The following is a 21,838-nucleotide window of genomic DNA, read 5'->3' on the forward strand; positions in this document are numbered from 1 at the left end:
CCAGACACCATGACCGACGACTTTCTGACCCGCCTGCCCAAGGCGGAACTGCATCTGCACATCGAGGGTACGCTGGAGCCGGAGCTGATGTTTGCGCTGGCCGAGCGTAACGGGGTCAGCCTGCCTTACGCCGATATCGAGGCGGCCCGACAGGCTTACGACTTCAGCGACCTGCAGTCCTTTCTCGATCTTTACTATCAGGGCATGAGCGTGCTGGTCCGCGCCCGGGACTTCGAGGACCTGGCGATGGACTACTTCCGGCGCGCCGCCGCCGAGGGAGTGGTGCATATCGAGATGCACGTGGACCCCCAGGCCCACCTGTCCCGTGGCGTGGCGCTGTCCGAGGTGATGGAAGGCCTGACGGCCGCTTGTGCCAAGGCCCGCTCCGAGCTGGATATTTCCACCGCCATGATCCTCGCCTTTCTGCGTGATCAGCCCGCCGCCGATGCCATGCAGCTGCTCGAGGACAGCACGCCCTGGCATGACCACTTTAGTGCCGTGGGGCTGGACAGCGCTGAGCGAGGCAATCCGCCGAGCAAGTTCCAGGAGGTCTTTGCCCGGGCGCGGGAGCTGGGCCTTGAGCGCGTGGCCCACGCAGGTGAGGAGGGGCCACCGAGCTATATCCGCGAGGCGCTGGATGAGCTTCAGGTGTGTCGCATCGACCATGGCGTAAGGGCGATCGAGGACATCGAGCTGATGGAGCGGCTGGCCGACGAAGGCACTGTGCTGACGGTGTGTCCGCTGTCCAATGTGCGCCTGAAAGTGGTGGAGCGGCTCGAGGATCACGGCCTGCCGACGCTGATCGACGCAGGTCTGGTGGTGACCATCAACTCCGATGACCCGGCCTACTTCGGCGGTGGCATGCGCGACAACTTCGCCGCCTGTCAGCAGGCCTTCGGCTGGTCCAACGAGACCCTCAAGTGGCTGGCCGGCAACGCCATCGAGGCGGCCTTCATGGATGAGGAGAGGAGGCAGGCGCTGAGACAGCGGCTGGTGGAATCCTAGGCCTTGCCGTAAAAGTGCCTGACGCCGGGACTGGCTCATCAAGCGCCGCCTTGCCCCTTGTCGGGGAGGCGGCGCTGGCGTTTGCAGGGGGCTATTGGTGGCAGTACCGGGTCAGGCCCGGGACTGGATCAGGACTGGATCAGGGCAGAGCAGGCACCGTGACCACCGGTTGCTCTCCTGTCAGGGCATGCAGGAAGCTGACCAGACGTTCGACGGTCGCTTCATCAAGCTCTCGCTTGAGCATCTGCTCGGCCATGATGGGCACGACGTCTTCAAGCGTCTCGGCCGAGCCGTCGTGAAAGTAGGGGTAGGTCAGGGCCACATTGCGCAGTGATGCCGTCCTGAAGGCCTGTCGATCGCTTTCCTCGTTGGTGACCGCGAAGCGCCCGAGATCATCCGATCCCGGCACCTGAATCGGGTGGAACAGGCTGTCGCTGAAGTTGGCGCCGCGGTGACAGGTGATGCACCCGACGTCCACGAAGTCCTTCATGCCTGCCTTCTGCTGATCGGTCAGGGCAGCCTCGTCACCGAGCAGGTAGCGATCGAGCGGAGCGTTCGGCGTATTCAGCGTGCGCTCGAAGCTGGCGATGGCGTCGGCCAGGTTGCCGGAGGACAGCGGGGCCTCGTCGGCGGGAAATGCCGTCTGGAAGTGATCGGAATATCCCTCGACGGCGGAAAGGCGGGCAAGGGCGCCGTCCAGGTCGTGGGCCATCTCGATGCTGTTCTGGATAGGCCCCAGCGCCTGGCCTTCCAGGTCGGGTTCGCGACCATCCCAGAACTGTGAGCCAAGAAAGCCCGAGTTGAGCACGGTGGGGGAGTTGCGTTCGCCTGTCTGTCCATCGTGGCCGACCGCCGTCGGAAGTCGATCCGTCCAGGCCAGGGCCGGGTTGTGACAGGAAGCGCAGCTGATGTTGCTGCTCTTCGACAGCCGGGGTTCGAAGAACAGCATCTTGCCAAGCGCTACCTTCTCAGCGGTGAGGCTGTTGTCGGCGGGGATGGGGGGAAGCGAGGGTAGCGGGGTGAAATACTGTCGATAGTCTTGTTGGTCTGCGGATTCGGTCTCTGATGTGGGTGCCGCCGACGCCTGGGAGGCGACGGCCATGCTGCAGGCCAAAAAAGTGCCGGTTAAAAAAGTGCCGGTTAAAAAATTGCTGGCCAAGAAAGTGCCGGCCAGAGCAGGGGAAAGGTAGTTGGGCCAAGGTCGCATCATGTATTCCCTTCGTTGCGTCACGTCACGGTTTGCCGTTCAGGCGGGCGATCTGAGCCTGTCGTTTTTCGGCGAGCGGCAGGGGGAATCAGTAGCGGCACAGGTGGATGGCGAACCCTGATGCTCAAGGCGTGCTTCATGTCACTAGATGGCACTGCGGCTTGCCCGCGCTGGTGTTAGTAATAGGTGATCCTGTGTGGGCGGCGGCCGCTTTTCAGGCAACGGGCGGGGTGGAAGGTTGCTGAGGCATGATGTCGAAGCGAAAACGTCGGAATCTAAGGTGTTTTTGGCGTGATCGCCGACTGAGGCGAGGAAGAGGTTGAACAGGCCGACGCCGTTTCTTTCAACACAGTTTGGCGCGCTTCGGCGCGCCCTTCGCTATCGGCGAAGTCCTCGGTGACATGCAAAAGAGGCGCCCGTCTCTGGTAAAAAGCCCAGGGCGCCTCTTGTTTGGTCTGGCGGGTGGTCTGGCGGGTGGTCTGGCGGGTGTTGTGGCTGGAGGGCCGGCGTGCACGAGCCGGCATGCATCAACGGGTGTGCAACACCAGAAGCCGTGTATCAGCCCTGTTGGCGATTGACCTCGCGCGCCGCTTCCCTGGCGCGTCGCTTGGCCTCGCGACGCTCTTCCATGCGTGCCACCGCGTCGGCACCCAGGTGGGCCTCGCCGCGCTCCCGGGCGAGGCGCATCTGGCGCTCGCGCTCGGCGAAGCGGGCCTTCTGCTCGTCGCTCAGGCGGTCGTAGCAGCGCGGGCAACAGACGCCTTTTTCATAGTACTCGCTCTGCTTGTCCTGCTCGGTGATCGGCATGCGGCAGGCGTGACACTGGTCATAGCGCCCGGGCTTGAGGTCGTGGTCGACGGTCACCCTGTCGTCGAACACGAAGCACTCGCCACGCCACAGGGTCTTGTCCTTCGGTACGTCCTCCAGGTACTTCAGGATGCCGCCCTTGAGGTGGTAGACGTCCTCGAATCCCTGCTCCTTGAGGTAGGCGGTGGACTTCTCGCAACGGATGCCGCCGGTACAGAACATCGCCACCTTCTTGTGGCGACTCGGGTCCAGGGTCTTCTTCACGTACTCGGGGAAGTCGCGAAAGGCGCTGGTGGTCGGATTGACCGCGCCCTCGAAGGTGCCGACCTCGACCTCGTAGTCGTTGCGGGTGTCGATCAGCAGCACCTCGGGGTCCTGGATCAGCTCGTTCCAGTCCTTGGGGTCCACGTAGGTGCCGACGGTATGGCGCGGGTCGATGCCCTCGACGCCCATGGTCACGATCTCGCGCTTGAGCTTGACCTTGGTACGCATGAAGGGCGCACGTCGGGTCAGCGACTCCTTGGTGTCGAGCTCGGCCAGGCGCGGGTCGGCGCGTAGCCAGGCGAGCACCGCGTCGATGCCCTGGCGGGTGCCGGCGACGGTGCCATTGATGCCTTCACGGGCCAGCAGCAGGGTGCCGCGCACCTGATGCTCGAGCAGGGTGGCGAGCAGCGGCTCGCGCAGCGCCTCGTAGTCGTCGAGGGTGACGAACTTGTACAGGGCGCACACCACCAGGGTGTCTGAACCAGAAGTGGCGGTTTCGGTGGATGTCTCAGGGGGTGAAGTATCGTGACTCATGGTTGTCCTCGTGCGAGCCGGAGCGTAAATCCGGAGCAGCGTTGGCAGCGTGTGGTATTCAAGGCGCGCATTCTAGCGCACTCGCCGAGGAATTTCCCGGCCAGCCATCACCCCGTGCAAGCGCCGGTCGCCGGCGCCTGTCGTCGGGTTCTTCAGGTCTGGCGGCGGTGCTGCAGGCGTCCCCCCGCCCAGGTCTCGTAGATGGCGCGGTCGTCCCCCAGCATCATCAGGGTGAACAGCTCCTCTGCCAGCGACTGGGTGCGCCCCATGCGTCGAGCCAGCAGCGGCGAGGCGAACAGGTCGATGACCACGAAGTCGGCGTCGCGCCCGGGGGTCAGGCTGCCGATCCGATCGTCCAGTGATAGCGATACGGCGTTGCCTCGGGTTAGGTCATGAAAGCCTGCCCAGGCGGTCAGTGGCGTGCCCCTGAGCTGGCCGACCTGATAGGCCGCCTTCAGGGTGGCAAGTCCCGACAGGTCGGTACCGGCGCCGATGTCGCTGGCCAGCGTCAGATTCAGCCCCTGGGCCCGGGCGCCGGCCCGGTCGAACAGGCCACTGCCGAGAAACAGGTTGGAGCTGGGACAGAAGGCGATGTTGGCGCCGCGCTCGGCCAGTCGGGTACGCATCTCGTCGTCCAGGTGGATGCCGTGGGCAAAGGTGCTGCGCGGCCCCACCAGCCCGGATTCCTCGTAGACCGCCAGGTAGTCGCGGCTGCCCGGAAACAGCTCGGCCACCCAGTCGAGCTCGCCCAGGTTCTCCGACAGGTGGGTCTGCAGCCACAGGCTCGGGTCATTGCGCAGAAGGCCACCGGCGGCGTCGAGCTGGGCGCGGGTGGAGGTAGGCGCGAAGCGTGGGGTGACGCTGTAGCCGAGACGCGCGGTGCCGTGCCAGTCACTGATCAGGCGCTCGCTGTCGCGGATGCCGCCGTAGGTGTCGTCGGTGAGCGCGTCGGGGGCATGGCGGTCCATCAGTACCTTGCCGGCCAGCATGCACAGGTCGCGGCGTTGGGCCGCGCTGAAGAAGGCGTCGGTCGAGGCCGGGTGGCTCGAGCAGAACACCTGGGCGGTGGTGGTGCCTACCCGCATCAGTTCGTCGAGGAAGACGTCGGCCATCTGCTCGGCGTGTTCGCGCTGGGCAAAGCGACATTCCTCGGGGAAGGTGTACTCGTTGAGCCAGTCGAGCAGCTGGCGTCCGTAGGAGGCCATGATCTCGAGCTGCACATAGTGCACATGGCTGTCGATGAAGCCTGGCATCACCAGCTTGTCGCGGTGGTCGATGACGCTGGCGTCGGCGGGCAGGTGGGGGGCGAGCTCTGTATAGTCGCCCACCGCCTGAACGACACCCTCGGCCCACCACAGCACGCCGTCGGCGAAGTAGCTGACGCTGCCCTCGAGCGGGGTGTCGCCGTCACCGGGATCGGCGTTGAAGCTGAGGATGCGCGCGCGCATGACCCAGCTCGATGAGCAGGGGCCGCCAGCGGGGCTGGTGGAGGCGCTGGCGGAAGTTCCGGAGAAAGCCTCGGGCGCGGGTGCGGTGCTGGCAGAGGCGTTACGGGTCTCGGTCATGGGGCACTCTTTATCGGGTTGTCGCTTATAGGGTCATCGCGTCATCGCACTATGGCGGTGACGTTGTGGTCAGGGGGCGGCAGGCGCGGCGGCCAGGGAGGCAGACGCCTGGCGCTACCCGGTCAGACGGGTAACGGTCGGGCCAGGACAGGTTCAGGAAAACAGGCGTCGTACCTCTGCGCTTTCCAGGCCGCGCAGCGCGTCGCGACGTGCCCCCTCCGGCCTGGGGCTTGCCAGTGGCAGCAGCTCGGCCAGGGCGGCCAGGGCGACGGCGTAGGGCGTCTTGTCGCCGCCGGAGTCGCCGATCGGGCAGCGCACGGTGTCGATGCGATCGTGCGGGATGCCGGCACGCTCCAGTCGCCCGCGGAAGCTGGCCCACTTGCTGCGCGAGCCGATCAGCCCGATCGAGGCCATGTCGCCGCGCCTGAGCAGTGCCTCGACCAGGGCGTAGTCCTCGGCGTGGTCGTGGGTCAGCACCAGCACGTGGCTGCCGGCAGGCAGCGACTCGGCGCTGGCGTTGCAGTCGTCAAGCCGGTGGTGGTGCTGGCCTGGGGCCGGGTCGAGCCCGCTGAAGGCGTCCTCGCGGCTATCGTACCAGTCGAGTCGCCAGCCAAGCGGCGCCGCCAATGAGGCTACCGCGCGGCCCACGTGGCCGGCGCCGAACAGCGCCAGGCGCGTGGCCGTACCGAGATCCGTTTCGAGCAACACGTTGACGAAGCCGCCGCAGCACTGGCCACTGCGGCCACCCAGCGAAAAGGCCTCGAGGCTGAGGCCGGCCTCACCGCGCTCGAGGCGTTCCCGGGCGCAGGCGATCAGCTGCCATTCGAAGGTGCCGCCGCCCAGGGTGTCGATGATGGCGTCGGCGGTGATCACCATCCTGGCGCCAGGCTCACGTGGGGTCGACCCCTGGCTGGTCACCTGGGTGGCCAGCACATGGGGCAGGCCGGCGCGTCGGAGGCGGGCCAGTGCGTCGTACCAGCGCTCGCCGCTCATGGGGTGCCCCCTGCGCGACTCTCGTGTAGCTTTCGTGCCTGGCGTGCCGCCGCCATGACCCGCTCTGGTGTCGCCGGGGTGTCCAGCCGTACCGCCTGGCGGTAGTCGGTGAGGCTCGCCAGGGCGTCGCGCAGCGCGCACCACACCGACATCCCCAGCATGAAGGGCGGCTCACCCACCGCCTTGGAGCGGTAGATGCTGGCCATGGAGTTGGGGTGGCCCTGCATCAGCTCGACGTTGAAGGTGGCCGGCAGATCGCCGTAGGCGGGGATCTTGTAGGTGGCCGGGCCGAACGAGGTCAACTGGCCCCGCTCGTTCCACTTCAGTTCCTCGCTGGTCAGCCACCCCATGCCCTGGATAAAGCCGCCTTCCACCTGGCCCACGTCGATGGCCGGATTGAGCGAGTCGCCCACGTCGTGGAGGATGTCGACCCGATCCACCTGGTACTCACCGGTGAGGGTGTCCAGTGCCACCTCGGCGACGGCGGCGCCATAGGCGAAGTAGTAGAAGGGGCGTCCGCTGCCGCTGGCCCGATCGTAGTGGATCAACGGTGTTGCATAGAAGCCTTTCTCGGACAGCGACACCCGACCCAGGTAAGCGTCCTGGATGAGCTCGCCCCAGGCGATACGTCGTTCGCTGCCACCGATGCCGGCGATCAGCTCGCCCTGTTCCAGACGCATGTCCTGACGGTCGAGCTGGTAGCGTTCGGCGGCGAAGTCGAACAGCCGCGACTTCAGCTTGCTGGCCGCGTCGCGGGCCGCCTGGCCGTTCAGGTCGGCCCCGCTGGAGGCCGCCGTGGGTGAGGTGTTGGGTACCTTGTCGGTACGGCTGGCGCTGATGCGTACCGCTTCGAGATCGAGCCCCAGCTCGCGGGCGACCACCTGGCACACCTTGGTGTGCAGGCCCTGGCCCATCTCGATGCCGCCGTGATTGATCATCACGCTGCCGTCGGTGTAGACGTGCAGCAGGGCACCGGCCTGGTTGAGATGCTGGGCGGTGAAGGAGATGCCGAACTTCACCGGGGTCAGCGCCAGGCCCCTGCGGATGACCAGGCTGTCGGCGTTGAACTCGGTGATCGCCTGGCGCCGGGACCAGTAGTCGCTCGAGGTCTCGAGCCGCTCGATCAGGTCATGCAGCAGCGTGATCTGGTCCACCGTCTGGCCATAGTGGGTCTGGTCGCGGCCTTGGCGATACAGGTTGCGCTTGCGCACCGTCAGGGGATCCTCGCCCACGCGGCGGGCGATGTCCTCCATGGCGGCTTCGATCACCATCATGCCCTGGGGACCACCGAAGCCACGAAAGGCGGTGTTTGACGCGGTGCTGGTACGGGCGCGATGACCGGTGACCCGAGCCTGGCCCAGTGAATAGGCGTTGTCGGCGTGGAACATGGCGCGGTCGACGATGGCTTCGGACAGATCCGGCGAGTAGCCGCAGTCGCCGATGACGGTGATGTCACCGCCCTGGATCACGCCCTGTTCATCGACACCGAGCCGATAGCGGTTGTGGAAGGGGTGGCGCTTGCCGGTGACCTTCATGTCCTCGGCCCGGGGCAGGCGAACACGGCAGCTCTTGCCGGTGCGGCGGGCGATTAGCGCCGCCAGGCAGGCCCAGGGCGAGGCCTGGGTCTCCTTGCCACCGAAGCCGCCACCCATGCGGCGCACCTCCACGGTGACCGCGTGGAAGGGGATGCCCAGCACCTCGGCGATCAGCTTCTGGGTCTCGCTGGGGTGCTGATTGGAGGTGTGGACCATCACGCCTTCGTCTTCGGTTGGGTGGACCACGCAGGCCTGCCCTTCCAGATAGAAGTGCTCCTGGCCGCCGACGAACTGCTCGTCCTCGATGACGTGCGCCGCCCCGGCCAGGGCGGCCTCCCAGTCACCGCTCTGCTGGCGGTGGGTCGGGCGCACCACGTCGCCGGCCTCGGCGGCGGCCACCGGGTCGAGGCTAGCCTCGACCTCGTCGATCTCCAGGCGCGCCTTCTTGACCGCCTGACGCGCCGCACGATGGCTGGTGGCGGCGACGCAGAAGATCACCTGACCGGCGTAGAGTACCTCGCCGTCGGCCATGATCGGATCGCCGGGAAAGACCGGGCCGATATCGGTGTGGCCCGGGACGTCGGCGACGCTGATCACGTCGACCACGCCCGGGGCGCTGCGCACGGCGGACAGGTCCAGCCCGGTGATGCGTCCGCTGGCGATCGGCGAGAGACCCACCGCCAGGTGCAGCGCGTCCGCCGGCAGCGCCAGGTCGTCGATGTAGGCGGCGCGCCCGGTGACGTGCTTGACCGCGCTTTCGTGGCGTGCGGCGCTGCCCGAGAAGCCCTTGGTCGCCGGCGCGTGACGGGTGGTATCGGCAGTATCGCTGGCCGCGGAGGCAGGTGTGGTCAGATCAGTGAGCGTACGCATGGAGCATCACCTCCTGGGTCGGGTGCTGAGAGTCCTGGGATGCCGCGTCGGCGACGACCAGGCGCAGGCGTTCGATCAGTGCGGCGGCGGCGTGCCGACGATAGTCGCTGCTGCCACGCACATCGCTCATGGGCTGAAAGTCTTCGGCCAGGGCATCGATGGCGGCGGCGAACCGCTCAGGAGAAGGGGCATGGCCTTCCAGTGCCGCCTCGGCGCCGGTTGCCCGGGCCGGGATCGCGGCCATGCCGCCGAAGGCCAGGCGGACCTCGGCCAGGGCGCCGTCCTTCAGTGCCCAGCTAAAGGCACCGAGTACCGCCGAGATGTCGTCCTCACGCCGTTTGGACAGCTTCCATACCTTGAGCTGGCGGTCAGCTGCCAGCGTCGGCAGGAAGATCGCTTCCAGGCACTCGTCCGGCGCCAGGGCGGTCTTCTTGTAGTCGATAAAGAAGTCAGCCGCGGCGAGTTCACGACTGCCGCCGGGTCCGGTCAGGCGCAGGCAGGCGTCGAGTGCCAGCAGTACCGGTGGGGTGTCGCCGATGGGCGAGGCGTTGGCCACGTTGCCACCCAGGGTGCCGCGGTTGCGTACCTGTCCAGAGCCGAGTCGATGCAAGAGATGATGAAAGGCGGGATAGCGCTCGGCGAACAGCGGCTCCAGTTGCGTGTAGGTAACCGCGGCGCCGACCCACACCCCTGGACGACCGCTGGCGTCGTGGCCCGCTTCCAGCACCTTGAGCTGTTCTACCCGGGTGACGTCGATGACCTCGGCGAAGTCCGCCAGATTCTGGGTGACTTCGAGCCAGAGATCGGTGCCGCCGGCCACCAGGCGGGCGTCGGGGTGGCGGGCGCGCAGTTCGACCAGTTCATCGAGGCGGCGCGGCTGGTAGAAGCCGGTGCGGGTGGCAGACTCTCCCACATTGGTGGCAAGCGCTCGGGCAAGGGCGTCATCGTCGAGCCATTCGGGCCGGAAGCCCGGGGTGTCGCCCATGGCCAGGGCGGCGTCGCGGATCGGGCGATAGCCGGTGCAGCGACACAGGTTGCCGCCCAGCGCCGCTTCCAGTCGCTCAGGCGTCAGTGGCGCGGGCCGCGCGCGGTCATCTTCATGAAGGGTGAACAGCGACATGACGATACCCGGGGTGCAGAAGCCGCATTGGCTGCCGTGGTGTTCCACCATGGCGGCCTGGCAAGGGTGCAGCTCGTCCCCCCGGGACAACCCCTCGACGGTGACCAGGTGGCGTCCATTGAGCTGGTGGGCCGGCATGATGCAGGCGTTGGCGCTGTGGTAGCGCAGGTTGCCGTCGGCATCGGGCTCGCCGATCGCCACGGTGCAGGCACCGCAGTCGCCGGAGGCGCAGCCTTCCTTGGTGCCGGTCTGGTTGAGGCGCTCGCGCAGCAGGTCGAGCACGCTGAGGTGGGCCTCGGCGTCGACGCGCCGTGGCCGCCCGTTGAGGAAGAACTCGATCATGGTCAGGTCCGCTTATGTTGTCGTTGTCGTCGTTGATGTCCTGGTCGATGTCCTGGTTGCTGTCTGAGCCGAGTGGTTGTCAGCGAGTCGGTACCAAGGGGCATCGCCATGGCAAGGGGGTAACTTCATTCTTGACCAATCGGTCAGCTTCTTCAAGTCACGCCGTCGAGTTTTTTTCGGTGCCCGCCGCGTGTTCCTGTCGGCGACCACGGCAGAGGCCGCAAAAGCTGCCCCTCACAGCCGCTGTCGCGCCAGGCTAGCCGCTTTGCCCAATTGCCAGAGCGGTGGGGTTCAGGCACTCTTTTCCTCCTTGCCGACCCACCTGCAACCGGCGGTGGCGGGCGATTCGACGATCGGGATAACCATGGGCTCACAGCTTGATGACACGGCGCTGAAGGCGCCGCTGGAGGCGGAGGCTGGTGCCATTCGCCAGCGTAACGAACGCGACATACTCGACGCCGCCGAGCGAGTGTTTTCGCGTCACGGCTATCGGGGCGCCAGCCTGAAGCTGATTGCCGAGGAAGCCGGGCTGCCCAAGTCCAATGTGCTCTACTACATGGGCAGCAAGAAGGCGCTGTACGTTCGCCTGCTGGAAGGGGTGATGGAGCGCTGGAACATGATGCTCGACGATATCTCGGTGGATGATGATCCCGCCGAGGTGCTCAGTGCCTTTATCCGCTCGAAGATGGAGATGTCTCGCCGCCACCCCGAGGCCTCGCGCCTGTTTGCCGGCGAGATCCTTCAGGGCGCTCCCTTTCTGCAGGACTATCTGCGTGGCGAGCTGCGCGACTGGGTCGAAAGCCGTGCCGAGGTGTTTCGTCAGTGGGCCGAGCGCGGCCTGATGGACCCGGTGGACCCGGTATCGTTGATCTTCCTGATCTGGTCGGCGACCCAGCACTATGCAGACTTTCAATCTCAGGTCGCCGGCATCACCGGCCACGACGACTTCACCGATGACGATATGCAGCGTGTCACCGATTTTCTGACCCAGGTGGTATTGAAGGGCTGTGGGGTAAGATCTTCCTCCGCGCCATAGCAGGGTACGTCGCCAGCACTACGCTGCTCTTTACCTGCCAAAGCCAGGTCGCCGGCATCACCGGCCACGACGACTTCACCGATGACGATATGCAGCGTGTCACCGACTTTCTGACCCAGGTGGTATTGAAGGGCTGTGGGGTAAGATCTTCCTCCGCGCCATAGCAGGGGACGTCGCCAGCACTACGCAGCTCTTTACAAGGCCAGGTTGCTTAACTGTCACTGATGCCTTGCCCCGGCGGCGGGCGCCCCGGGGCTCGCGCGCTTTTATTGCGCCGTCACCAGCATGATCGCGGACAGCACCGCGGACACCCACATGGCGGGTTTGATCTCGGTGAACTTGCCGGTGGCCAGCTTGATCAGCACGAAGCTCATGAAGCCGAAGGCGATGCCCAGGGTGATCGAGTAGGTCAATGGCATCAGGATGATCGCCAGAAAGGCAGGAAAGGCCTCCTCGAAGCGTCCCCAGTCGATCTTGCCCACCGGGGCCATCATGAACAGCCCCACCAGCACCAGCGCCGGCGAGGTGGCGATGCCCGGCACCAGCGACAGCAGCGGCGACAGGAACAGAAACGGCAGGAACAGCAGCGCGATCACCAGCGCGGTCAGGCCGGTGCGCCCGCCCTGGGCGACCCCTGCGCCGGACTCGATAAAGGTCTGGGCGGCGCTGGTGCCCAGCGGGGCGGCGATCATCGAGGCGAAGGCGTCCACCGTCATCGAGCGCTTGAGATTGCGCGGGTTGCCCTTGGCGTCCTTGAGTCCCGCGGATTCCGACAGCGCCATGAAGCACGACAGCGCATCGAAGAAGTTGGTGAACAGCATCACGAAGATAAAGGGCAGGTAGGCGACCTTGAGAGCCCCCAGCACGTCGACCTGACCCAGCGCCGAGAAGTCCGGCCAGGCGGCCAGTCCCTGCCATGCCACGACCACCTCGTCACCCCACAGACGCCCCATCGGTGCGGCCAGCAGGGTAGTGGTGGCGATGCCGAGGATCAGGGCACCGTTGAAGCCGCGGATGACCAGCACCGCGGTCACGATCAGCCCGATGAAGAAGGTGGCGAGACTTGCGTCCAGGCTGCCCAGGCTGACCAGGGTGGCGGGGCTTGCCACGATGAAACCGGCGTTCTTGAGGCCGATAAAGGTGATGAACAGGCCGATACCGCAGGTGATGGCGTAGCGCAGCGACGGCGGAATGGCGTCGATGATCGCCTCGCGGACGTTGAACATGGCCAGTACGGCGAACATCACACCGGACCAGAACACGCACCCGAGTGCGACCTCCCAGGACAGACCTGCCCCCAGTACCAGGGTGTAGGTGAACAGGGCGTTCATGCCCATGCCGGGCGCCACCAGGATGGGGTTGCGCGCGTACAGCGCCATGGCCAGGCTGCTCAGAAAGCTGATGACCACCGTGGCCGACAGCGCCGCCGAGAAGGGAATGCCGGCGTCCGACAACACCGCTGGATTGACCACGATGATGTACATGCCCGCCAGAAAGGTGGCGATCCCGGCCAGCAGTTCGGTCTTCAGCGAACTGCCCCGGCGGCTGACGTTGAAGTAGCGATCCAGCCAGGCAAGCCGGCCGACGGCGTCCTGGCTGGTTTGATCCGCAGTGCCGTCGTCGCCGTCTGGGCGACTCGCGCTGGCTGCCGGATGACGGTCGCGCGGTGAAAGCGTGGACGTGGTCTCGCTCATCTCAGGGTCCTCTTGTCGTTGTAGTGGCCGCTGTCGATTGTCTGGGTGATGCCGCGACGGGCGTCGCGCTAAAAAAACCTGACCTTTCGGTCAGTTTGAAGAGCGTAGACAAAAACGTCATCTACTGGCAACAAAATGTTGTTGCTGTTGTATACAAGTCAGGCCTCGAGCGGGGTCGTTGCCGCCGGGCCATGGGGCAGCGGCGTGCTATCATCGGCGGCGCATTGCTGCCTTGCTTGTCTTGTCTTGTCTTGTCTTGTCTTGTCTTGTCCCGTCCCGCGCCAGGAGCCCCCGAGCCGATGTCTTCACCGCCCAGCCTGCCCATCGACGCCCGACTGCCTCAGCTCACCGCAGCGCTCGAACAGCACAACCGGGCGCTGCTGGTGGCCGAGCCCGGGGCCGGCAAGACCACCCGGGTACCGCTGGCCCTGCTGGACTGTGACTGGTGCGGTGGCGACGATGGTCGTGGGCGTCTGCTGCTGTTGGAGCCTCGTCGGGTGGCGGCGCGTCTGGCGGCGGGCCATATGGCCGATCTGCTGGGCGAGCGGCCGGGCGAGACGGTGGGATACCGCATGCGTGGCGAGAGCCGGGTCGGCCCGACGACTCGCCTCGAAGTCGTCACCCAGGGCGTGCTGTCGCGCATGCTGCAGCATGACCCCATGCTGGAGGGCGTCACCGGCATCCTCTTCGACGAGTTCCATGAACGCAGTCTGGAGGCCGACCTGGGGCTGGCGCTGGCCCTCGACGTCCAGCAGGGGCTGCGCGAGGACCTGCGCCTGGTGGTGATGTCCGCCACCCTGGACGTGGCCGCCATGCAAGGCGTGCTGGGGCAGGACGTGGCGGTGATCGAGTGCCCGGGGCGGCAGTATCCGGTCCAGACGCTGTATCGGCCGCTGTCCCAGCGCGCCTCGGCGGAGGAGCAGCAGGGCCGGGTGGTCATAGAGGCGCTGCAGGCGTCCGATCCTGTCTCCAATGGCGGAGATGACGATGCCAGGGGTGGTGGTGATCCTGCTGGCGACGTGCTGGTGATCCTGCCTGGGGTTGCCGAAATCGAACGTCTCGGGCGCTGGCTGGGCGAGCGGCTGGAGGATATCGCGGTACTGCCGCTGCATGGACGCTTGCCGCTCGAGCAGCAGCGCGCTGCCCTTCGTCCTGACCCGAATGGCCGGCGTCGGGTGGTGCTGGCCACCGCCATCGCCGAGTCCAGTGTCACCGTGGATGGCGTGCGCAGCGTGGTCGATGCCGGAATGGAGCGGGTGCCGGTGTTCAGCCCGCGTACCGGGCTTTCGCGTCTCGAGACCCGCCGTGTCAACCGAGCCAGCGCCGATCAGCGGCGTGGGCGGGCAGGGCGCCAGGGGCCCGGACGCTGCTATCGGCTGTGGGCGGAAGAGCAGCCGCTGCCGCCCCACGCCGAGCCGGAGATACACCAGGCAGACCTATCCGGCCTGGCCTTCGAACTCGCGCGCTGGGGTGTCAAGGACGCGTCCGCGCTTGTCTGGGTGACTTCGCCAGGGACAGCGGCCCTGGATAGCGGGCGTCGGCTGTTGCAGTCCCTCGGGCTGGTCGAGCCTGATGGCGGCTTGAGTTCGCTGGGCCGGGCAGCCGGACGCTGGCCGGTGCATCCCCGGCTCGCCGCCATGCTGGAGCGAGCCAGCCGCGCCGGCGAGGCGTCGCTGGCCCTGGCCTGCGCCCTGTCCGCCTGGCTCGAGGGTCGTCAGGGCGCCTCGCGGGAGCCGGATCTGGAGCGGGTGTTTTCGCAGCTGTTGTCGTCGCCAAGGCCTGATCCCGCCTGGCAGCGGGAGGCCCGGCGACTGTGCAAGCGCGCCGGGGTGGCGCTGGACAAGGCCCATCGGAGTGAGTCCCGTGTGGGCGAGCCGGGCGCCTCAATAACCCTGGGCGAGCTTCTGCTCTGCGCCTACCCCGACCGTGTCGCTCAGCACCTTTCACCCGGACGCTTTCGCCTGCGTGGCGGTGGCCTGGTGACGCTGGCAAGCGATCACCCCCTGGCCCATGCGCCCCTGCTGGTCGCGGTGGACCTGGACGGTCGCCAGCGTGAGGCCAGACTCTATCGCGGCGTACGGATCGAGGAGGCGGCGCTGCTGGCGCATTTTCCTGAACTTGGCGACTGGACCGAGCGGGTCGCCTGGAACGCATCGGCGGGACGCTTGGAAGGCGAGCGAGTACGCGCCCTCGATGCCGTGGTGCTGGAGCGCAAGCCCCTGGCAGGACCGCCGAGTCGAGAGGCCAGGCATAGGGCGCTGCTCGACGCCCTGGGGCAGCGCGAGGCGCTGCCGCTGGACGAGGCGGCAGAACAGCTCAGAAGACGGGTAGCGCTGTTGCGACGGACGCATGATCCCCATTGGCCGGAGCTTGACGACGCCAGCCTGATGGCCGAGCTCGAGGACTGGCTCGGTCCGCATCTGGACGGCCTGTCGCGGCTCGATCAGGTGCTGGCGCTGCCCTGGGAACGGCTGTTGCGCGAACGTCTGCCGTGGCCGTTGGCGGGCAAGCTGGACGAGCTGGCACCGCGACGGCTGGCGCTGCCAAGCGGTGACAGCGCGGCCTTGCGCTATGAGCGTGAGGTCGACGACGGCGACGAGCACGGCACGCGTATCGTGCCGGTGCTGGCCGCCAAATTGCAGGCCCTGTTCGGTTGCGAAGCCACACCCTGTATCGTCGACGGGCGGGTGCCGGTACGCCTGGAATTGCTGTCCCCGGCGCGGCGGCCGCTGGCGACGACCATGGACCTTCGAAGCTTCTGGCACAACGTCTACCCCGAGGTGCGCAAGGAGAACCGCGGCCGCTACCCCAAGCACCCCTGGCCAGAAGATCCGCTTGCCGCCGAGGCGACCATGCGCACCAAGCGGCGCGGGCGCTGAGCGGGCCCTGAGCGGGCGCTGTCGCCCTGGCGATTGTCCCCGGCCGGGAACCGGCGTTGACAGCCACGAAGGAGGGGGCGACCATCGCCAGCCTTGTCAGGCTCCTGGAAGAATCACGCTCATGGGAAAGACCCTTACGCCGGAACAACTGCAGGCGCTGGTCGAGAGGCTGGATCGCGAGGCTCGTCAGGCTGGCGAGTGGGGCCAGGTGGCAAGCTATATCCCCGAACTTGCCTGTGTTGATCCCCGCCAGTTCGCCATCAGTGTGTGCACCGTGGATGGACAGGAGTTTCATGCCGGCGACGCCGCCAAGGCCTTTTCGATCCAGAGCGTGTCGAAGGTCTTCACCCTGGCGCTGGCGCTGGGGCGCCACGGCGATGGCCTGTGGCAGCGGGTCGGGCGCGAGCCATCGGGCCGGGCCTTCAACTCCATCGTCCAGCTGGAGGTGGAAGACGGCATTCCCCGCAATCCCTTCATCAACGCCGGGGCGATTGTCACCACCGACGCGGTGCTCGGGTGCAATGCGCCACGCGACACCCTCGGCGAGATTCTGCGGTTTCTGCGGGAGGCCTCCGGCGACGAGGACATCCACATCAACGAGCAGGTGGCGCGCTCCGAGCATGCCACCGGGGATCGCAACTTCTCCCTGGCCTACTTCCTGCGTTCCTGCGGCAACCTGACCAACGACTGTGACCGGGTGCTGGGCACCTACTTCCATCACTGCGCCATCGAGATGTCCACCGCCCAGCTCGCCAGGGCCACACGCTTTCTGTGTGGTGGCTTCGAGGGCCAGCGCATGATCGGGCTCGAGCGGGTACGGGCGATCAATGCGTTGATGATGACCTGCGGTCACTACGATGGCTCGGGAGACTTTGCCTATCGGGTCGGCTTCCCTGGCAAGAGCGGTGTCGGGGGCGGGATCATGGCGGTGGTGCCCAACGTGGCCTCGATTGCAGTGTGGTCGCCGGGCCTGGATCGCTACGGCAATTCGCTCAAGGGCACCGCTGCCCTGGAAGGGCTGTCCAAGGCCACAGGCTGGTCGGTATTTGCGTGAGGCCGGTACAGGTCGGCAGTCTGTTTAAAGCGTTGCCACCCACGTCGGGTGTTCGTACAAGGCCCGCGCTGTGGCAAAGCGCAAGGTAGATAAGAGGAGTGCCGTACCTTGACTACAACGTCATCCACCCGCTGCCCCTGCGGCAGTGGTCTGGTCCTCGAGCACTGCTGCGGTCTGCTGCACCAGGGCGAGAACGCAGGTTCGCCTGAGGCGCTGATGCGCTCGCGCTTTGCGGCCTTCGCCCTCGGGCTCGAGGACTACCTTCGCCATAGCTGGCACCCGGACAGTTGCCCGGCGCAACTGGGCGGTGACGACGATACCCGCTGGAAGCGTCTCGAGATACTCGATAGCGGTGAAACAGGCGACCAGGGCTGGGTGCAGTTTCGTGCGACCTTTGCCGAGGGCACGCCGGGGCGGCAGCGCTGGGGCGTGCTGGAAGAGCGCTCGCGCTTTGTGCGCCACCAGGGACGCTGGGTCTATCTGGATGGCGAGGCCCGGGTGTCTCGACTCAAGCCGGGACGCAACGATCCCTGTCCCTGTGGCAGTGCGCGCAAGTTCAAGCAGTGCTGCGCCTGACCCGTCGCCGGCCGCTTCAGGGGCGTCGGCGCACGTTTCAAGTGGCATCGAAGTGAACCAGGGTTGTAAACGATAAAGGCCGCCCCGAGGGGCGGCCTTTGTGCAGGCGTCTGCGCTTTTTGCATGGCGCTCCCGGGCAGGAGGCGCCCTCAGGGGCAAGGCGCCTCGATGCCAGGGTCGGGCGCGCCAGCGGCTGGCCGCGCCCGGGACGACATCAGTCCTTGAGCATCGGCAGGTCGAGGCCGTTGTCGCGGGCACACTGGCTGGCGATGTCGTAGCCGGCGTCGGCATGGCGCATCACGCCGCTTGCCGGGTCGTTGCGCAGGACGCGGGCCAGGCGGGCATCGGCCTCGTCGGTACCGTCGGCGACGATGACTACACCGGCGTGCTGTGAGAAGCCCATGCCGACACCCCCGCCGTGGTGCAGCGAGACCCAGGTAGCGCCGCCTGCGGTGTTGGCCAGGGCGTTGAGCAGCGGCCAGTCGGACACGGCGTCGCTGCCGTCCAGCATGGACTCGGTCTCGCGGTTGGGGCTGGCCACGGAACCGGAGTCGAGGTGGTCACGGCCGATGACGATGGGTGCCTTGAGTTCGCCGTTCTTGACCATCTCGTTGAAGGCGCGGCCGAGGCGCGCGCGATCCTTCAGACCGACCCAGCAGATACGCGCCGGCAGACCCTGGAAGCTGATGCGCTCCTTGGCCATGTCGAGCCAGTGGTGCAGGTGCTCGTCGTCGGGGATCAGCTCCTTGACCTTGGCGTCGGTCTTGTAGATGTCCTCCGGATCGCCGGACAGCGCCACCCAGCGGAACGGGCCGATGCCCTGGCAGAACAGCGGACGAATGTAGGCCGGGACGAAGCCGGGGAAGTCGAAGGCATTCTCGACGCCTTCTTCCTGGGCCATCTGGCGGATGTTGTTGCCGTAGTCGAAGGTGGGCACGCCCATCTTCTGGAACTCGAGCATGGCGCGCACATGCACCGCCATGGACGCCTTGGCGGCCTTGACCACTGTGTCGGGCTCGCTCTTGGCGCGGGCCACGTACTCGTCCCAGGTCCAGCCAGAGGGCAGGTAGCCGTGCAGCGGATCGTGGGCACTGGTCTGGTCGGTGACCATGTCCGGCTTGACGCCGCGCTTGACCAGTTCCGGCAGGACGTCGGCGGCGTTGGCGCAAAGACCGATGGAGATGGCCTTGCCTTCACTGGTGTAGCGCGCAAGACGCTCGAGCGCGTCGTCCAGGTCGTTGGCCTGCTCGTCCAGATAGCGGGTACGCAGACGGAAGTCGATGCTCGTCTGCTGGCACTCGATGTTCAGCGAGCAGGCGCCGGCCAGGGTCGCCGCCAGCGGCTGGGCGCCGCCCATGCCGCCGAGGCCGGCGGTCAGTACCCAGCGGCCCTTGAGGTCGCCGTTGAAGTGCTGACGGCCAGCCTCGACGAAGGTCTCGTAGGTGCCCTGGACGATGCCCTGGGAGCCGATGTAGATCCAGGACCCGGCGGTCATCTGGCCGTACATCATCAGTCCCTTCTTGTCGAGCTCGTTGAAGTGCTCCCAGTTGGCCCAGGCCGGCACCAGGTTGGAGTTGGCGATCAGTACCCGCGGCGCGTCCTTGTGGGTCGGGATCACCGCTACCGGCTTGCCGGACTGGATCAGCAGGGTCTGGTCGTCCTCCAGGCGCTTGAGCACCTCGACGATCTTGTCGAAGCATTCCCAGGTGCGGGCAGCGCGACCGATGCCGCCGTACACCACCAGATCCTCGGGACGCTCGGCGACGTCAGGGTGGAGGTTGTTCATCAGCATGCGCAGGGCGGCTTCGGTCAGCCAGCTCTTGCACGACAGCTCGGTGCCGGTGGGGGCGGCGATCTTGCGCGAAGGATCGTGACGGTCGTTCAGCGAGGGCGTGATCTGGTTCATGTCGGTACCTGTAGTGAAAGGGAATAAAAGGCTCGGTCAGGCGTTGGACCGGGTCAGTTGATGGACCAGGCGGGCGGCGAGACGCGCCGTGCGTTGGTCGATGTCATACGCCGGGTTGACCTCGGCGATGTCGATCAGGCGTAGCTTGCGCGAGCGACGCAGGAACTCGAGGATCGGCTCGAAGTGGGTCAGAATCACGCCCCGCGAGGCGGGAGCGCTGACGCCAGGGGCATCGCTTGCAGGGAAGACATCCATGTCGATGGTCAGGTAGACGTGATCGCAGTCGGCTACCAGACGCTGCACGTCGCGCTTGATGTACGCGATGCGGCTATCGCGAAACTCGCGATCCTCGACCACCAGCGACTTGAGCCGCTTGGCGGTGTGAAACAGGGCACGGGTGTTGGCCGCCTGGCTGACTCCGAGGCAGGCGTAGCGGAACGGCCAGCGACGCCTGGCGCAGTCGGCGGCGATCTGGGCGAAGGGCGTGCCGGAAGACGTCTGTTCGCTGGGGTCGCGCAGGTCGAAGTGGGCGTCCAGGTTGATGATCGCCACGGTGGGCCTGCGGTGGCCCTTGTCCAGATGCTCGGAGAGGCCGCGCCAGCTGGCGTAGGCGACTTCGTGACCGCCGCCCAGCACCACCGGCTGGTGGCCCTGGTCGAGGATCTCGGTCACCCGCGCGCCCAGCGCCTCCTGGGCATCCTCGAGGCCATTGCCGACGCAGTGCACGTCGCCGGCATCGTAGGCCGGGGCGTCGCGGTGCCAGGCCATGGGGGCGAGGGCGCGGCGAATGGCGGCGGGGCCATCGGCGGCTCCGACCCGCCCCTTGTTGCGGGCGACACCGGCATCGCTGGCAAAGCCCGTCACCACGACGCCAGGCTCGGCGCCGGAACGGTAGGCGGCGATGCGCTGGTGCCAGCGCTCGCTGTTGGGCTCGGGGTCGGTACGCCCCTGCCAGATGCCCATGTCCGCTTCGGTCAGCGGCGCGGTGGGAGACGAGGGGGAAGCGAGCTGCTCATCCATGGGTCAATACGCCCTCCAGCAGGCGATGCTTGAGCCGTCCCGGCTGGACGGCATGGTGTCTGGGTCAGCCGCCGGGGTCATGGATGACCAGGGGGAAGATAGCTGCTCATCCATGGGTCAATACGCCCTCCAGCAGGCGGTGCTTGAGCCGTCCCGGCTGGACGGCATAGGCCAGTTCGGCCGGGCTATCGATGTTCCAGACGCACAGATCGGCGGGAGCGCCGACGGCGATGCGTCCAAGGTCTGGCTGGCCGATGGCCTGGGCGGCGTGGCGGGTCATGCCGGCCAGTGCCTCCTGGGGCGTCAGGCGCAGCAGGGTGCAGGCCATGTTCAGCATCAGGGTCGGCAGCACGATGGGCGAGGTGCCCGGATTGGCGTCCGAGGCCACCGCCATGGCGACGCCGGCACGACGCATGGCGTCGATCGGTGGGTACTGCGTTTCACGCAGGGTGTAGAAGGCACCGGGCAGCAGGACGCCGACGGTCCCGGCACCGGCCATCGCCGTGATGCCGTCGTCGTCCAGGTACTCGATATGGTCGGCGGATAACCCTCGGAACTGGGCCACCAGGGCGGCACCACCGGACAGTGAAAGCTGCTCGGCGTGGGCCTTGACCGGCAGGTCAAGCGCCCTGGCCGCCTCGAACACGCGTCGGGACTGTTCGCTCGAGAAGGCGATGCGCTCGCAGAACACGTCGACCGCATCGACCAGGCCCTCGGCGTGGGCCGCCGGCAGGATCTGGTTGCACACCAGCTCGATGTAGCCATCGGCGTCGCCTGCATACTCCGGTGGCAGGGCATGGGCGGCCAGCAGGGTGGTAGTGACGCGCACGGGCAGTTGCTCGCCGAGACGTCGCGCCACCCGCAGCATCTTCAGTTCGTCGGCCAGGGTCAGGCCGTAGCCGGACTTGATCTCGACGCTGGTCACGCCGTCCTCGATCATCGACGTGAGACGCTTTGCCGCGGCGTCGAACAGGGCCGATTCGTCGGCTTCCCTGGTCGCAGTGACGGTGCCCAGGATGCCGCCACCGCGACGCGCGATCTCTTCGTAGGAGGCGCCTTGCAGGCGCAGCTCGAATTCGTCGCTGCGCTGCCCGCCGAAGACCAGGTGGGTATGGCAGTCGATCAGGCCCGGCGTCATGACGCCGCCTTTCCCCATGTCGACGGCGTCGCGATGTTGACTCGGGTCAAGGGTCTGCATGGTGCCCAGGGCGCAGATCCGACCCTCCTCGACCGCTACCCAGTGACGCTCGGGCAGGGTGGTCAGTCCGTCGAAGATCGCCAGATCGCGCCACAGCAGGCGCTTGGGTTGCTCGGACATGGGGATGCTCCGTGTCGGGTAATGTATATACAAATAATGCCTTCAAGCCGTTTCGTCAAGCCGCCGAGTCGCCAGTGATGCATCGCCCGAACCATGGGCCGGGGCTGAAGGAT

Annotated in this window: 15 protein-coding genes; 5 read left to right on the plus strand and 10 right to left on the minus strand. The window is 66.7% G+C overall.

Annotation, left to right across the window (positions count from 1 at the left end):
• Positions 1-9: 9 nt before the first annotated feature.
• On the plus strand, positions 10-1,005 hold the full coding sequence (locus tag NFG57_RS09120; RefSeq protein WP_348816003.1) for an adenosine deaminase: 996 nt from the start codon (positions 10-12) through the stop codon (positions 1,003-1,005).
• Positions 1,006-1,144: 139 nt separating this feature from the next.
• Here the strand turns inward: NFG57_RS09120 and NFG57_RS09125 are convergent, their stop codons facing one another.
• The 6 genes from NFG57_RS09125 to xdhA all read right to left on the minus strand — a co-directional run bounded on the left by NFG57_RS09125 (position 1,145) and on the right by xdhA (position 10,242).
• The gene (locus tag NFG57_RS09125; protein WP_348816004.1) at positions 1,145-2,107 is read right to left on the minus strand and encodes a cytochrome-c peroxidase; all 963 of its coding nucleotides are present in this window, start codon (positions 2,105-2,107) and stop codon (positions 1,145-1,147) included.
• A 663-nt stretch (positions 2,108-2,770) separates the two neighbouring features.
• On the minus strand, positions 2,771-3,817 hold the full coding sequence (locus tag NFG57_RS09130; protein WP_348816006.1) for a rhodanese-related sulfurtransferase: 1,047 nt from the start codon (positions 3,815-3,817) through the stop codon (positions 2,771-2,773).
• A 152-nt stretch (positions 3,818-3,969) separates the two neighbouring features.
• A complete protein-coding gene (guaD, locus tag NFG57_RS09135) occupies positions 3,970-5,265 on the minus strand; it encodes a guanine deaminase (protein WP_253029032.1) in 1,296 nt (431 codons plus the stop codon).
• A 270-nt stretch (positions 5,266-5,535) separates the two neighbouring features.
• Positions 5,536-6,375: a xanthine dehydrogenase accessory protein XdhC gene (gene xdhC / locus NFG57_RS09140; RefSeq protein WP_045994320.1), complete on the minus strand. Its 840-nt coding sequence runs from the start codon at positions 6,373-6,375 to the stop codon at positions 5,536-5,538.
• Positions 6,372-8,780 (minus strand): xanthine dehydrogenase molybdopterin binding subunit, encoded by a 2,409-nt coding sequence (xdhB, locus tag NFG57_RS09145; protein ID WP_348816008.1) that lies wholly within the window; start codon positions 8,778-8,780, stop codon positions 6,372-6,374. The genes xdhC and xdhB overlap by 4 nt, the downstream gene beginning before the upstream one ends.
• Entirely contained in the window at positions 8,764-10,242 is a 1,479-nt protein-coding gene (gene xdhA / locus NFG57_RS09150; RefSeq protein ID WP_348816009.1) for a xanthine dehydrogenase small subunit, read from the minus strand. The genes xdhB and xdhA overlap by 17 nt, the downstream gene beginning before the upstream one ends.
• Before the next feature lie 364 nt (positions 10,243-10,606).
• Here xdhA and NFG57_RS09155 point away from each other — a divergent pair, with 364 nt between their 5' ends.
• Positions 10,607-11,278 carry a TetR/AcrR family transcriptional regulator gene (locus NFG57_RS09155; protein WP_253556219.1) on the plus strand — a complete coding sequence of 224 codons (672 nt, stop codon included), beginning with the start codon at positions 10,607-10,609 and terminating at the stop codon, positions 11,276-11,278.
• A gap of 266 nt (positions 11,279-11,544) precedes the next feature.
• Here NFG57_RS09155 and NFG57_RS09160 read toward each other — a convergent pair whose 3' ends face one another.
• Positions 11,545-12,972 carry an NCS2 family permease gene (locus NFG57_RS09160; RefSeq protein ID WP_249742876.1) on the minus strand — a complete coding sequence of 476 codons (1,428 nt, stop codon included), beginning with the start codon at positions 12,970-12,972 and terminating at the stop codon, positions 11,545-11,547.
• A 299-nt stretch (positions 12,973-13,271) separates the two neighbouring features.
• On the opposite strand from NFG57_RS09160, the gene hrpB reads away from it, so the two are divergent.
• From hrpB to NFG57_RS09175, 3 genes are all read left to right on the plus strand, one after another.
• A complete protein-coding gene (gene hrpB / locus NFG57_RS09165; RefSeq protein WP_348816011.1) occupies positions 13,272-15,851 on the plus strand; it encodes an ATP-dependent helicase HrpB in 2,580 nt (859 codons plus the stop codon).
• Positions 15,852-15,972: 121 nt separating this feature from the next.
• Positions 15,973-16,905 carry a glutaminase gene (locus NFG57_RS09170; RefSeq protein ID WP_204248984.1) on the plus strand — a complete coding sequence of 311 codons (933 nt, stop codon included), beginning with the start codon at positions 15,973-15,975 and terminating at the stop codon, positions 16,903-16,905.
• Positions 16,906-17,013: 108 nt separating this feature from the next.
• Positions 17,014-17,481 (plus strand): YchJ family protein, encoded by a 468-nt coding sequence (locus NFG57_RS09175; protein ID WP_222516871.1) that lies wholly within the window; start codon positions 17,014-17,016, stop codon positions 17,479-17,481.
• A gap of 214 nt (positions 17,482-17,695) precedes the next feature.
• Here NFG57_RS09175 and hutU read toward each other — a convergent pair whose 3' ends face one another.
• From hutU to hutI, 3 genes are all read right to left on the minus strand, one after another.
• Positions 17,696-19,387, minus strand: coding sequence for a urocanate hydratase (gene hutU, locus NFG57_RS09180; protein WP_108133753.1), 1,692 nt, complete (start codon positions 19,385-19,387; stop codon positions 17,696-17,698).
• Positions 19,388-19,423: 36 nt separating this feature from the next.
• Entirely contained in the window at positions 19,424-20,407 is a 984-nt protein-coding gene (gene hutG, locus NFG57_RS09185) for a formimidoylglutamase (RefSeq protein ID WP_222516870.1), read from the minus strand.
• A gap of 106 nt (positions 20,408-20,513) precedes the next feature.
• Positions 20,514-21,725, minus strand: a complete 1,212-nt coding sequence (hutI, locus tag NFG57_RS09190; RefSeq protein WP_348816012.1) for an imidazolonepropionase — start codon at positions 21,723-21,725, stop codon at positions 20,514-20,516.
• Positions 21,726-21,838 lie beyond the last annotated feature (113 nt).

The sequence above is a fragment of the Halomonas sp. H10-59 genome (genome assembly GCF_040070555.1).
Taxonomy (GTDB): domain Bacteria; phylum Pseudomonadota; class Gammaproteobacteria; order Pseudomonadales; family Halomonadaceae; genus Halomonas; species Halomonas litopenaei.

Coding starts and splice junctions, on each gene's coding strand:
- xdhC (WP_045994320.1), bottom strand. CDS start 6,375: ATGAGCGGCGAGCGCTGGTACGACGCACTGGCCCGCCTCCGACGCGCC.
- NFG57_RS09120 (WP_348816003.1), top strand. CDS start 10: ATGACCGACGACTTTCTGACCCGCCTGCCCAAGGCGGAACTGCATCTG.
- hutI (WP_348816012.1), bottom strand. CDS start 21,725: ATGTCCGAGCAACCCAAGCGCCTGCTGTGGCGCGATCTGGCGATCTTC.
- NFG57_RS09130 (WP_348816006.1), bottom strand. CDS start 3,817: ATGAGTCACGATACTTCACCCCCTGAGACATCCACCGAAACCGCCACT.
- guaD (WP_253029032.1), bottom strand. CDS start 5,265: ATGCGCGCGCGCATCCTCAGCTTCAACGCCGATCCCGGTGACGGCGAC.
- xdhB (WP_348816008.1), bottom strand. CDS start 8,780: ATGCGTACGCTCACTGATCTGACCACACCTGCCTCCGCGGCCAGCGAT.
- NFG57_RS09170 (WP_204248984.1), top strand. CDS start 15,973: ATGGGAAAGACCCTTACGCCGGAACAACTGCAGGCGCTGGTCGAGAGG.
- xdhA (WP_348816009.1), bottom strand. CDS start 10,242: ATGATCGAGTTCTTCCTCAACGGGCGGCCACGGCGCGTCGACGCCGAG.
- NFG57_RS09125 (WP_348816004.1), bottom strand. CDS start 2,107: ATGGCCGTCGCCTCCCAGGCGTCGGCGGCACCCACATCAGAGACCGAA.
- hrpB (WP_348816011.1), top strand. CDS start 13,272: ATGTCTTCACCGCCCAGCCTGCCCATCGACGCCCGACTGCCTCAGCTC.
- NFG57_RS09155 (WP_253556219.1), top strand. CDS start 10,607: ATGGGCTCACAGCTTGATGACACGGCGCTGAAGGCGCCGCTGGAGGCG.
- hutU (WP_108133753.1), bottom strand. CDS start 19,387: ATGAACCAGATCACGCCCTCGCTGAACGACCGTCACGATCCTTCGCGC.
- NFG57_RS09160 (WP_249742876.1), bottom strand. CDS start 12,972: ATGAGCGAGACCACGTCCACGCTTTCACCGCGCGACCGTCATCCGGCA.
- hutG (WP_222516870.1), bottom strand. CDS start 20,407: ATGGATGAGCAGCTCGCTTCCCCCTCGTCTCCCACCGCGCCGCTGACC.